The sequence below is a fragment of the Paenibacillus sp. FSL W7-1088 genome (assembly GCF_037969855.1).
GTDB lineage: Bacteria > Bacillota > Bacilli > Paenibacillales > Paenibacillaceae > Paenibacillus.
In genome coordinates this window covers 729934-743127 of the sequence record NZ_CP150216.1, presented here as the reverse complement: position 1 = coordinate 743127, position 13194 = coordinate 729934, and the positions used below count along the sequence as shown (strand labels likewise).

Below are 13194 nucleotides of genomic sequence, written 5' to 3'. Positions count from 1 at the left end.
GCGGAAAGGCTTCTCCATTAATATTATGTCTCATTCCTTGGCAAAACATGCTTAAAGTTCAGCGTTGAAATGCAACCTTGAACGTTGTACCCTGGCCTTCCTCCGATTCGATGGTAATGGTTCCGTTATGTCGTTCGACGATACTCAGACACATGGATAAACCCAATCCGGTTCCTTTGGCCTTAGTCGTAAAAAAAGGTTCAAACAACTTCTCCTGCTTCACTCTAGGAATGCCTGGGCCTGTATCTCGCACACACAGCTCTACGGTGTCATCCACCAACCGGGTCTCAAGTGTGAGTACCCCTTTTTCACTCATGGCTTCCATGCCGTTACGAGCCAGATTAAGTACCACTTGTTTGATTTCCTTTGAATTCAGATGCAGCTTCGGCACATTGTGATCCAGCATAAATTCAATACTCTGACCTCGCAAATTCGCATCCGCCCATAACAAAGGACTTAGTTCATGGATGATATCATGCAGCTGGGATTCTTCTTTCTCCGCAATTCGATTCTGAGCCAATGACAGAAAATCATTAATAATGCTGTTTGCCCGGTCAAGCTCCTCCAGAACGATCCGATAATAGTGATCCAGGGATTCCGGACTCTTTTCCTGCATTAATTGAAGAAATCCACGTACAACCGCCATCGGATTCCGTACTTCATGGGTAATACTTGCGGCCATTTGGCCGACCAGACTGAGGCGATCCACATTATCGAGCTCGCTTCGCAGCATTTCAAGCTCAGTAATATCCTGAATGATTAACATGGCCCCGATAGCCTCTCTTGGCAGTTCTGCTGAATACGCGTAGATGGGAACGGTCCGGGATTGGAACACGTTTGAACCGTAACGCACCGTCAGCCCACTCACTTCTCCATGAACAATGGCTTTACGAATACTACTTTCCATCTTGTCTGCCTGAGCTTGATCAACAAACTGACTCGCAGGTTGCCCAATCAAATCCGGTGTGGTTGTGCAAGGCAATTGATCTCGCGCCGTTTGCTCCATCGTATCGTTGACGAACTGAACGGTCCCTTCCTTATCTACGGTTGCTATGGATAAAGGAACGGCATTCAGAATTTGGTTAAGCTTTTCCGTTTCGGCTATGTATCTATGATGAACTTCGGACAAATGTTGCTCAAGCCCCCGGTGATGCTGCATCTGTTCAATCCAGAGCATACTAAGAATTCCAGCAATAATTGCACCGATCGTATATCCCAGAGCTGGCAATATCCACTGTACGATGGAGAATGTTGTTTGGCTTTCCATGGATGCGATATACAGTACACTGGCCACAACCATCTCTGCCGTTATCAGAGAGATAACAGTTCCCATTTTGCGTGAACGTGTATAATGCTTGAATCGTTTGGCTGACAACCATACAATAGGATAGAGAAGAATGCCCGTTTGAAGTAGAAATCCGTACAGATTATAGGGATGCGCAAAGAGAAAATAGAAGAATATCTGGAGAAGAGACAGCATTAGGCCTAAGCGAGGCCTGCAATACAATATGACGAGCGTCAGAGGCACAATGCCCAAGGAGATGGAGATTGACACCGGGCTCCCATAGTGGGCAAAAAGCAGGCACAGTAACATGCTCACCACACTGGTCGCGGCAAAACTGGTCTGTACCATCCTATGATATCCTGCCTTGACGACCGCTTGCCTGGAGAGCCCCAAGTGCAATAATGGAATCAGGAATACCGCAGCTCCTGCAAGCAGTATTTGTAAAAGAATGTCCTTCAACGCAACCACAATGCCATCTCCCTCCTCTGCCTGCACATTCCCTCATGTATTTCTGATTAAAACATAGGCGACAGTATATTACAATATATCCCTTAAGACTGCATAATAGAACTGCTAATACATTTGTATTGTTTCATATTCAGGCAGGAGTAGACAGCTTTTTCGGAAAACAGACAAAATCAATGAAAAAAGAGGGTAATAACGAATGTATGATGTCATTGTAATTGGTGGTGGATCTGCGGGCCTCATGGCCTGTGTTGCTGCTGCCGAGCATGGAGCCTCCGTGCTTCTGCTGGATAAAGGAGATCAACTCGGCCGCAAACTCGGGATCTCTGGCGGCGGTCGCTGCAATGTGACCAATGCCAAGGAGACGGATGAACTGATCCGGCATATTCCGGGAAATGGACGCTTTTTATATAGTTCGTTTCAGAATCTGGACAATCAGGGAATTATGCGTTTTTTTGAAAATCTCGGTATTGCCCTGAAAGAGGAGGATAACGGGAGAATGTTCCCGGTAACCGATAAAGCCAAAACAGTCGTTGATGCGTTGGTAGGCAAAATTGTTTCCCTTGGGGTAGAGATTCGCACCAAACAGCCGGTTAAGGAATTAATTCAGAATGGTCAACACGTGCAGGGCGTGAAGCTGGCTTCCGGCACAACGATACTTGCACGCTCTGTTATTATCGCTACCGGGGGCAAATCAGTCCCACAAACCGGATCAACCGGGGATGGATATCCTTGGGCTGAAGCGGCTGGACATACGATTACAGAGCTGTATCCGACGGAAGTGCCGATTGTGTCTGGTGAGAGCTGGATTCAATCCAAAGAACTGCAAGGCTTGTCCCTGCGCGATGTTGGGTTATCTGTTCTAGATGCCAAAGGCAAATCAGTCATCTCTCATCGTGGAGATATGATTTTCACCCATTTCGGCGTATCTGGACCGATCGCGCTTCGTTGCAGCCAGTTCATTCGTAAGGTGCAAATGAAATCCGGGAACCCCCAGGTCACGATGAGTATTGATCTTTTCCCGGATCTGTCCCCAGGTGCGCTGGAAACCCAGGTTCAGCAGGTGCTGGAGCAAGAATCCCGAAAGGCCGTCAAAAACATACTCAAAACGTGGGTTCCTGAGCGTATGATTCCATTGATGATGAAGCGTGCAGAGATCAGCGAAGACCTCACATTCCACCATTTCCCCAAAGGTATGTTAAATACATTAGTGGGGTTAATGAAGGATTTTACTTTCCGCGTGGACGGAACTCGTTCTCTCAAAGAAGCCTTTGTTACGGGCGGGGGAATCCACTTAAAGGAAATATACCCCAAAACAATGGAATCCAAGCTGCTACCGGGACTATTCTTTTGCGGAGAAGTGTTGGATATTCATGGCTACACGGGAGGCTATAATATTACCGCTGCCTTCTCTACGGGGTACACGGCTGGCATGCATGCTGCAGAGTATAAAAACGCTCGCTCATAACTTGAACATAAGATGTTCATGGACCGATTCCGGTTCCACATCATATAAGGTTACTAAGTGCACGAAAAAACCTCGACATCCCGCTATCGGTGGGGTATCGAGGTTTTTTTGAAATGTATGCCAATTCAAAATCACTGTAATCAACAAGGCAAGCAGCATCGTTGCCCATGTTATATTTACGCCTTCACACTGCCCGAGAAACCATCGACTGAGTCATCGAATGTCGGATCTTCATCCCGGTTATGCATTCCCTGTTCGGGATTGCTCCCTTGTCCACCGCTCGCATAACCTTCATTCCAATCTTCATTCACAAGATGAGCCGGAATGGATATATTCTGAAACTGATCCAATCCATCTGTTTCGGAGAGAAACACCGCACTACCACCGTGTGACTGTACGATCTCCACAGCAGATTGCGTATCCTGGCGATCTGTAGGAATGTACAATTCAAGCGGGCCTGACTGGTAGGGCTTATACCCCAGTTCCTCCAGTGTGGCCTGCGCCGCCAGCAGCGCTGCATTGTCTGCGAAATGCACTTGAAGTTCACTATCATCCATCATCATCTTTTTCCTCCTTGCGAGAGCTGATCCCTTACTTTCAAAATGGTAAGATCCGTCTCCTATAGCATGGTCAGTTACTTCATCTGATATGCTACTGTACAAGGAAGAATATCAACTAAGCGGATCGAATGGAGCGAATCCAGCCTGTTATAGACAGGACGAACAGCCCGAATGCCACGACAGCCACAGCCGTCACGATACCTTCCAACCAGCCTAGCCAAGCTGCCCCCAGTGAAAATCCCATTAAAATCCCCAGCGGAACAAACAACATCCGTACCATGGTCACACCTGCACGATTTAACGCCTCCGAATCGTAGGATACGAGCTGAACATAGTCCGAGGTTGCAAATACCTCCCAGGAGCGATAGAAAAGTACACTTAACATGATGACCAACAAGCCACACACGATTACATTGACCGGGAAAGGTGGCAAAGCAACGGCAGCGATCGAAAGGCCCCCAAGCTGCAAGTACAATTTCATAGTCGAGGAGTTACGAAAAAATGCTTTGAATGCCGTCTCAGCTGTCCGATTAGAGATGGTTCGATGACGTAGCAACTTTCGCTGCTTGCGGAATATGATCGTCCGGGTGCGCGGCGCTTTCGGCTTGGTCACAGACCGGCTCAGTAAAAGGGCGGTAAACTTTAGCCGTTCTCGTAAATCTTCACGCACATCACCCTCAAAGGTTCCCTTCATCTCCAGCCTCATTCGGGCAACCGTAATCAGAAGAAGGATTGCGGCTACAATGCCTGCAAGCAGTGTCCAGATGTGTCCATGCATCCAGGATGTTACCCCAATCGTGAACATGCCCATTGCAACTGCTAAAGGGATGATGCGAATCCAGCGTCTCCATCCGGTATAACGTACTTTCGTCATATGGAGTACAATGACCTGGAATGAAGCTACTGTGCCAAACCAAATCGCTATTAACGCGATATGGATAAATGACATGTCATACACACGGGACCATAGTGGTGAGGTCAACGCCGTAATTGCAATCATTTTACCCAGATGCTGCAAGCAACCCCGATAGATCCCTTGTTTCATCAATGTACGCATCCACAGCGACCTTGATTTCAGGAACAACACATCCGCTTCCTCTACAAATAGTAGAATTCCACCTGTAAGCATAATGATGTCGATCAGCCCTGTCAGTATAGGCAGCGTTAATCCGGTCGCCCAGGAGGGCAGTGGTTTGGACCATAAACTCACGTACCATCCGCTGAAATACAGCAGACCCGGAATAAGCAGGTATACCCATACCGTCCAATCTACTACCAGTTTCAGGTTTTTTAACTGTTCATTGAAGTGCTCCTTGCGTCTGCGTCTATATAAACCAAGTGGCGTGTATGCTCGAGAGGTCTCCATCTCTTCTCCCCCCCTTCCCGGTCAGGATGTCAGTGTGTCAAAACAATCAAACAATGAGGCGTCCGGCAAATCTGCTGCTGCACGGATTTCGTCCAGTGTTCCCTCAGCAGCAGAGCGTCCGGAATGGATGAGAATAAACCGATCACAGATTCGTTCAGCGGTATCCAGTACATGCGTTGACATAAGAACACCCGCACCACGGCGGCGCTCATCGTCCAGCAACTTCAGAAAATCCTTGGTAGCGCGTGGGTCCAGCCCGATGAAAGGCTCGTCCACAATATATACATCCGGCGAGGACAGGAAGCCGATCATCAGCATCATTTTCTGCCGCATCCCCTTGGAAAAACTGGCCGGAAGATCATTGCGGACGTGATCCATGCCGAAACGAACCAACATCTCCTCCGCCCTGGCAACAAAGACCTCTTCCTCCATCTCATAGGCCGCCGCTGCCAGATCGAGATGTTCCCACAGGGTCATATATTCGTAAAACACAGGTTGTTCCGGGATATAGGCATAGCGTCCGTCTCCCCCAATGGTTACTTCATACTTCGCATGCTCAAGCAGGCCAAGTAATGTTTTGATGGTCGTGCTTTTGCCAGCCCCATTTGGTCCGATAATTCCCACCAGCTCCCCCGGCGCTACGTGTAATCGGATGTTCCTAATCGTGGATTGACCCGCCTCATACCCTGCTTTCGTAATATGTACGTCCAGTATGGACTCCTGTGCGGCTGTATCTTCGTTTTCGATTTCCATATCATTCACTCCCTGTCCTGTCAGGTGCTTGTTGGGTTCTATATTGATATTGTAATCGAGTTCTTGAGGAATTGTTTGATCATTTTGAGCTTTTGTATAATGATTTTACATTTGCAATTCATGTTATATGTTATAACGTACTAACATTTATACTTACTTACGTATTCATTTCTTAAGTTGGATCATACGATAGGAGGAACATACTATGAATGGTGGTTCCCAAATGAAAGAGGACAATTTTAAGAAGAACATTTTATCTCGTAAGATAGGTAAAATGGGTAAATAGCTTAGGCGTTAGCTTGCCAAAGGTTTTGATTGATAAGCTCGATGTGTCACAAGGTGATGAGATTGAATTTATTGAGAACAGTCAAGGTGAGATTATACTCAAAAAAGTTAGACAATTGAAAATACCTGAAAATGTGAGACCTGAAGTACTGGAAGGTTTTTTTGATGTTTTTGATGTTGAATGGCAAATGGAACGTCAATATGCAGTAGAGTTCATGGTCAATATTGCAGAGGGCAAGCACTCATTTGAAAGCATCGCATCTATATTAAAGTACCATTCAGTCGTGCGATAACATAATTTTATAATAAACGAAAAAAGCAGGGGATCTGGATCCCCTGCTTTTTTATATTACAGTGAAAATCTCATATTTGTATACTCGTTTCACTCACCTGTTATCATGGATTTGCTGCAAGACTCCCGTCCATATCGTTCTTTTTTTGCCTGCGAATCACTACATAAATCACGCCAAGCAGCGTCAGCAAAATGCCTGAACTAATAAAAGCCGGAATAACTCCGAATGAGGTCACCAAAAATCCACCTACCACCGGACCCATGATGTTACTGGCTGTCATGATGCTGCCAACCGTTCCAAACACACGCCCCGTCATGGATTCAGGTGTTTGTTCCTGAAGTAGAATTTGGAACGGAACAATGGCAAACCCAACCCCCACACCCGCCAGGGCAAATAACGATATCAGCAGCAAATTGGCGCCAAGACCGGCATGCGGCCATACTCCTACGATCATTCCTACTCCACCAATGACAAGACCCATCAATGATGTTCCAAGCCCCATCTTGATAACATGCCCCGCCCTTTTCCACTTCTGAACACTCATCGCAGCAATTAACGTTCCAACACCGCTAGCCGCCACGCACCATCCGAGCAGATCACTTGAAATACCGGGAAGCTGCCTGAACAGGACTACCGTCTGGGAATCCGCAAATTGCAGAAACAGAAGGGCTGAAGCAAGCAGGACCAGCGAGGTTCCCACATGAGGAAGAGATGCGAGCATGCGGATGCCTTCCATTGTATCTTTCAAAAACGTAGCTTTTTCACCTGTTTGTGCAACACCTGCTGTCTCTTCCCTTACTTGTTCTACGTTCTGATTCACAGATTGGATCACTCGCGCCCCAGGAATCCATAGCAAAATAATGCCTGAGATCAGAAAAGACGCGGAATCCAACACGAAACACCAGGTAATCCCAAAAGCAGCAACCAACAGCCCGCCAAGGGCTGGACCGATAATTTTGGACATCTGTTCAATCACCGAGCTGATGGATACCGCCTGCCCCAATTGCTCCTGAGGCACAATTTCCTTAAGCTTGCCGTTCTTGGCCGGTGAGAACATCACATCGAATAAAGACTTGAGAACAAGCAATACATACACATGCCAGATTTGATCCGCAAAAATAAGCCCGCCAACGATCACAATTCGCGCACCGTCTGCGCCGATCATCAGCCACTTGCGATTGACCCGGTCTGCCAGCGCCCCTGCAAATGGACCTGTAAGTAAGACAGGCAATGCTGCACAGAGCGTGGTAAACGTAATCTCCCATGGCGTTGCATTCCAGCGAATACCCACCAACGTAAGGATTGCCAGCAAGTGCAGCCAGTCTCCCAGATTGGAGATAGCCTGCGCAGCCATCAAAGTGATAAAAGATCGATTGTGCTTCAGGGGTCTTCGTTCCTGCATCGTTAATCCACTTGTCATCCTTCTTCTCCTCCGCCCTCAACCCATTCATGATATGAATTTATTATAGAGAGCAGGCTGTGCCCCCACCTCCTGCCAGAGACGGAGAAGCCGCGGCGCCTTCAGGATGATCTTTCCATAGCTTATTTTCGAGTTTTATGAATTCTGACTACAAGTGTAAATATTCTTTAGTTCAATTTATATAGACGAAAATGATTAAATTTTAATTGCTAAAAATGCAAATCTTGTGACATATCGCATGTTTTTCGTGCAAACAGGTGCTTACAATAGAAATATGGCGAACCTCTGAATCGTCAAATGTAAATTCATCAACTCCAATAAATCTGAAAAGGCGGGATCAGTATGCTGGAATTACAGGAAATCGGAACCGAACGTTCTCTTCATCTGTACCGCACCTTGGCCCAGACATTTAAGAGCGTGAATGAACACGCTGTATCCGGAAGCAAAGTGCATGGCTTCAACCCCACCGCTTACGGAGTGCTCGAAGTGTTATATATGAAAGGAGCACAGCCCATTCAACAAGTCGGTGCACAACTGCTGTTACAGAGCGGGAATGTCACATATGTCATTGACAAGCTGGAGCAAAAGGGGCTTTTACACCGAAAACACTGTCCGCAGGACAGACGCATTATTTTCGTGGAATTGACTGAGGAAGGTCAGCGTACGATGGATGACATCTATCCAGGGTACGCTCACAAAATAGATCGTGCTGTCAGCGGTCTGAGCGAGGATGACAAGACATTGCTCTCTGAGCTGTTGGAAAGGCTTGCACTTGGTGCGGATCGTTTATCCGCAAACGGCTAAGGCCAGCCCCATATCACCTGATCCAAACTAAAAATAACCGGTAACGCCTATTTAGGCGAACCGGTTATTCGTATTTATTTACTAATCTAATCAAAGGTACAGAATCCACATCAACACCGTGAGAACAGCAACAACCAATCCACCTGCAATGAGCAAATCCACAATGTAACTGGACAGACCTGAACGGCTGTGACCCTCAATCTCCCTCTGCGTCTCTTCGTACTTGCTTTTGGCTTCATCTTCATTGGACGAATTCAGATTATTGGGAAACATCATCCTCACCCCTACTCCAAATGAGATATCTATATTATCCTGTGCTGGTCTGCTGCTTCTGCTTACGTGATCTATTCAAGATCCATCCCAGACCTGATTGCCACAGTAAAAAAACAAAAGTTGTTATGACTACGTATTGATAAGGGCCAGCATTCTGAAAGGCATGCATTCTGTACACAAAGATGGAGAACAACAGCGCACTGCCTACACCAAGAAGAAAATAAGCTACGATTGTATATATTACCCTGGATACAGGTCTGTTCATTTTCAGAGAAGCAAGCACTTGGTCCACAAATAGCGATAAAGGCAGGATCAGAAACAGAAGAACAGCCAAATTGATAAGAGTGCTTATGATCAATGTATACCAGAAGGGATAGTAATATGTATCTTCCGCTCGTTCCGCCAAGGGAACATATTGCATGAGTCCGACAACGATGGAAAGTGAAATGCAAGTCATAAGGACTGCCAGCAGCTTGATTGGAAAGGGCACATACCGGAACGATTGCAGGGATTGCTTACTCATCTTAATTCGCCTCCCATTCCATTATTGTAAATTATAGATAATCCCTTCTAGAAAATAATAACAAAAAAGCAGCTGAGAAACAGCTGCCTTAATCCAATGATTATTCTTTTCACTTCGTTTACTGCCCAGAAGCTTGCGCTTGCGGCGGAGCATCTGCATCTTCAGGAACGATTAACCGTTTGCGTAAAGCCAATGTCGTTACCCATGAGATAATAGCAATGACAAACATAATGATGAACAAGGAATGCAGACTTCCTTCCAGCACGTTACGCAGAAGTGCCCATTTGTCATCCGACAGAGCGGCTTCCGTATGTGGAGCAAGCAGTTGATTCAGGTCCCCATCCGAAATCCCAGCCTCAGCCAGATGCTGCTCGCTCGACAACGTGGATATCCGGTAGTTCAACCATGTGCCGAAGGCTGCTGCACCGATGGTTTGTCCAAGCGTACGCATAAAGGTATGTAACGCCGTGGAAGATCCACGCTCTTTATACCCAACAGACGACTGTGAAATGATCGTGAATATGGTAAAAGCAAATCCGAAGCCGAGTCCGTAAATAAACGTCAATATAAACAGTACGGCTTGAGGCGATGTTCCACCGACCAGGAAAAGTCCTCCCGATCCAATGGCGATCCCGGTTAAGCCAATCACCGCTGTTAAGCGTGATCCAATCTTCATTAACAGACGGCCGGCAAGTACACTACCGATCAGCCAGCCAACAGACATCGGCGCAAGCAGCAACCCGGATTCAGTCGCATTACCGCCCCGAACCCCCTGCACCCATAGTGGCAAATAACTGGTTAGGCCAATCATCAGGGTACTGGTCAGTAATCCGGCGATATTCGCCACCCGGATGTCCCGAATACGGAATAGATGGAGCGGTACCATCGGGGCCTGGGCTCTTTTTTCCACCACAAAAAATAAAATCATAAATAAAATAGCGACAATACTCAGTCCCACAATAATAGGAGAACTCCAGGCATAATACTGTCCACCCGCGGACAATACAAAGAGCAATGCTGTAATACCGACGGTAAAGGTCAACGCACCCATATAGTCAATTTTCGCGGTACGCGGAGACATTTCTTCCTTCAGATAACGAAACACAAACCACATCGCCAGCAGTCCGAACGGCAAATTGAACCCAAAGATCCATTGCCAGCCCAGATTATCTACGAAATAACCGCCCAGCAGCGGTCCGACCAGAGATGAAATGCCCCACACGGAGCTGATCCAGCCCTGTATTTTGCCTCGTTCTTCAATGCGGTAGATGTCGCCAATAATCGTAAACGTAACAGGCACAACCGCACCTGCACCAATCCCTTGAATCGCTCGAAAAATAATCAGCTGCTCCATATTCTGCGAAAGGCAGCAAAGAAGCGAACCCAGTAAGAATAAAGCACATCCAATCAGGAATACTGGCTTTCGTCCGTATATATCACTGATTTTGCCGAAAATCGGCGTGCTCACAGCCATCGTTAACAGATAAGCCGTGAAAATCCAGCTCAACAGCTGTACACTTCCCAGCTCACTGACAATGGTTGGCCCTGCCGGACCAATCACTGTACCTTCGATTGCAGATAAAAAAGTCGCCAGCAGCAATCCCGCCAGGATGAAACTGCGGTTCAAACCTCCTGTTGTATTCACACAAACCCTTCTCTCTTCAATTCTCTATATAATTGGAACATTGATTTACACAGCCCACTACGAACCAGAACAACCTTTTGATCGCTGTTATCCCCAGATTTTTTTCATCCCCTTCAAAGGGGAAATCCGGTGATAAATGCGAACGCTACGCTTCTCCAGCTTTGTTCTGCCCCTTCGTTGCTTTCTTTATTTATCTCTCTTACGCAAAAACTCATCATACAACAGGGAGTACATCACCATATCCTTATACCCGGTAGACGTGTGCTGCACCTGACGCAGCAGGCCTTCCCGCGTGAAGCCTCGGTTCGTCAGAAACTCTCCCGAAGCCAGATTGCGCGGATCAACCAGCGCTTCAATCCGATTGAGACCCATCGTCTCATACCCAAATGGTAACATGACCGAAAATGCTTCCGTCATATAACCGTGACGCCAGTAGTCGCGCCCCAGTTCATAACCGATCTCCCCACGGAATGCACCTTCAAGTTGCCAAGTGTTATATCCGCAGCTTCCGATGATTCGGCCCGTTTCCTTGAGTTCAATGCCCCAGCGAATCGCCTCCTCTTCTCCTGCCATATGGTTCAGCAGCCCGATCATATCCGCAGCCTCACTTGTCCCGATCATAGGCGCCAAATTCATATAACGGGTCACTTCCCGGTCAGACCAGCAAGCGAACATCTGGGCCGCATCCCGGCGGCGCATTTTACGCAAACGCAGCCGCCCTGTCTCTAGTTCGGGAATTCTCCCTTTGCATTTATACATGAAAAGACACTCCGATCCGATCTATCCCACAGACCTCATATTCAATAGCCATCTAACCATAACCTGCACCGAATGGCAACTGTTCAATCATCATGATCACGTCAAAAAACCGGGCCACTTCCCCTCCCGGTCTTGTTGTACGTAAGAACAGCTCAAGTTTACATCCTAATTTCGGCACACCTTATCCGAATTTAGGTTCAGGCTGTAGACGTCTTCTTGTCCGACGCCAGCAACTCTTCACTAACCCGGCCGAACACGGCTAAGATTTCCTTAAACTCCTCAATGCCTGTCCCGGTAAGGCTCCATTGATCTCCATGGGCGGTCAGGAAGTTCTCCTGTGTCAGATGCTCAAGCTCCTGCTTGATCTCCCGTTCTCCAACGCGATACCCCCGTTCTTCCAATAGAGGCAATGCGTCGCTAACGGTTAAATCCTGATTTTGGGCCAAATATAGAAGATGAATTCGTACAAAAAGATTCTGTACCTCTGCATGCATAAGCCAAGCTCCTTCCCGGGTTGTAGCCCGCCGTGGTTGCTAAGTATTTACCCCACCCAGGAAGATGAGAAACAGGAGGAATATTCATAATTGACCTGCCCTTTCCGAAATCCTCCGCTTGACTAACCGCAGGCTCTGCACTATCTTGAAAATAAGTACCATTTTTGCTCGGGAGGGTGATTCATCATGTTTCAAGCTGTTTCTTATGAAGGAACACGAAGCGAGCAGCAAACCGCCGTCCTGGGACAGTTAAGTGCTCTGATCCGCGATGAACCTAGCGCTATTGCCAATCTGGCAAACGCTGCGGCGTTGCTCAATGTATTTATGACCGACACCAATTGGGTCGGATTCTATCTGTATGATGGAAAAGAACTTGTACTCGGTCCATTCCAGGGACTGCCTGCCTGCATCCGTATTCCACTTGGGCGCGGTGTATGCGGCACTTCTGCTGCGGAGCGACGTACGATGGTCGTTGAAGATGTTCATGCCTTTCCAGGCCATATCGCCTGTGATGCCGCATCAAACAGTGAAATCGTTGTACCCATTATCAAAAACGGCGAATTGTACGGGGTGCTCGACATCGACAGCCCGCTCAAAAACCGTTTTGACGACGAAGACCGCATCTTTCTGGAAAAGGCGGTAAGCCTGATCACAGAGCAGTTGGAATTATCCTAACTGCCTGAAATAAGGTCTTAAGCCGATGCAGAGTTCATCGGTCATACGATGATATGCAATAACAAAGAGCGCACTCTCCTAGAGGATCTGCGCTCTTTGTTATGATTATTTTTCTTCACACCCATG

General features: G+C 47.2%; 14 protein-coding genes. 4 read left to right on the top strand and 10 right to left on the bottom strand.

Features of this window, described 5'->3' with window-relative positions:
- Positions 1-58: 58 nt before the first annotated feature.
- Positions 59-1780, bottom strand: a complete 1722-nt coding sequence (locus MKY42_RS03480; RefSeq protein ID WP_090904279.1) for an ATP-binding protein — start codon at positions 1778-1780, stop codon at positions 59-61.
- Between the two features lie 169 nt (positions 1781-1949).
- Between MKY42_RS03480 and MKY42_RS03475 the strand changes: the two genes are divergently transcribed.
- On the top strand, positions 1950-3218 hold the full coding sequence (locus MKY42_RS03475; RefSeq protein WP_090904278.1) for an NAD(P)/FAD-dependent oxidoreductase: 1269 nt from the start codon (positions 1950-1952) through the stop codon (positions 3216-3218).
- Positions 3219-3394: 176 nt separating this feature from the next.
- Here MKY42_RS03475 and MKY42_RS03470 read toward each other — a convergent pair whose 3' ends face one another.
- From MKY42_RS03470 to MKY42_RS03460, 3 genes are all read right to left on the bottom strand, one after another.
- Positions 3395-3781, bottom strand: coding sequence for a hypothetical protein (locus MKY42_RS03470; RefSeq protein WP_090904277.1), 387 nt, complete (start codon positions 3779-3781; stop codon positions 3395-3397).
- A 112-nt stretch (positions 3782-3893) separates the two neighbouring features.
- Positions 3894-5144 (bottom strand): ABC transporter permease, encoded by a 1251-nt coding sequence (locus MKY42_RS03465; protein WP_339848560.1) that lies wholly within the window; start codon positions 5142-5144, stop codon positions 3894-3896.
- 21 nt (positions 5145-5165) lie between these two features.
- Positions 5166-5897, bottom strand: a complete 732-nt coding sequence (locus MKY42_RS03460) for an ABC transporter ATP-binding protein (RefSeq protein WP_179261813.1) — start codon at positions 5895-5897, stop codon at positions 5166-5168.
- Positions 5898-6196: 299 nt separating this feature from the next.
- On the opposite strand from MKY42_RS03460, the gene MKY42_RS03455 reads away from it, so the two are divergent.
- The gene (locus tag MKY42_RS03455) at positions 6197-6475 is read left to right on the top strand and encodes a hypothetical protein (RefSeq protein WP_256222423.1); all 279 of its coding nucleotides are present in this window, start codon (positions 6197-6199) and stop codon (positions 6473-6475) included.
- A 103-nt stretch (positions 6476-6578) separates the two neighbouring features.
- On the opposite strand, the gene MKY42_RS03450 is transcribed toward MKY42_RS03455, so the two are convergent.
- A complete protein-coding gene (locus MKY42_RS03450; protein WP_090904275.1) occupies positions 6579-7895 on the bottom strand; it encodes an MFS transporter in 1317 nt (438 codons plus the stop codon).
- 342 nt (positions 7896-8237) lie between these two features.
- Between MKY42_RS03450 and MKY42_RS03445 the strand changes: the two genes are divergently transcribed.
- On the top strand, positions 8238-8699 hold the full coding sequence (locus tag MKY42_RS03445) for a MarR family transcriptional regulator (RefSeq protein ID WP_062326256.1): 462 nt from the start codon (positions 8238-8240) through the stop codon (positions 8697-8699).
- A 90-nt stretch (positions 8700-8789) separates the two neighbouring features.
- On the opposite strand, the gene MKY42_RS03440 is transcribed toward MKY42_RS03445, so the two are convergent.
- The 5 genes from MKY42_RS03440 to MKY42_RS03420 form a co-directional block, all read right to left on the bottom strand.
- Positions 8790-8975, bottom strand: coding sequence for a hypothetical protein (locus MKY42_RS03440; protein WP_143067085.1), 186 nt, complete (start codon positions 8973-8975; stop codon positions 8790-8792).
- A gap of 31 nt (positions 8976-9006) precedes the next feature.
- Positions 9007-9495, bottom strand: a complete 489-nt coding sequence (locus MKY42_RS03435) for a hypothetical protein (RefSeq protein ID WP_090904273.1) — start codon at positions 9493-9495, stop codon at positions 9007-9009.
- 118 nt (positions 9496-9613) lie between these two features.
- Entirely contained in the window at positions 9614-11122 is a 1509-nt protein-coding gene (locus tag MKY42_RS03430; protein WP_256222442.1) for an MDR family MFS transporter, read from the bottom strand.
- 204 nt (positions 11123-11326) lie between these two features.
- A complete protein-coding gene (locus tag MKY42_RS03425) occupies positions 11327-11899 on the bottom strand; it encodes a GNAT family protein (RefSeq protein ID WP_090904271.1) in 573 nt (190 codons plus the stop codon).
- Between the two features lie 197 nt (positions 11900-12096).
- Complete coding sequence (locus MKY42_RS03420) at positions 12097-12393, bottom strand: hypothetical protein (RefSeq protein WP_090904270.1); 297 nt, start codon at positions 12391-12393, stop codon at positions 12097-12099.
- Between the two features lie 186 nt (positions 12394-12579).
- On the opposite strand from MKY42_RS03420, the gene MKY42_RS03415 reads away from it, so the two are divergent.
- The gene (locus MKY42_RS03415) at positions 12580-13068 is read left to right on the top strand and encodes a GAF domain-containing protein (protein WP_076290504.1); all 489 of its coding nucleotides are present in this window, start codon (positions 12580-12582) and stop codon (positions 13066-13068) included.
- Positions 13069-13194 lie beyond the last annotated feature (126 nt).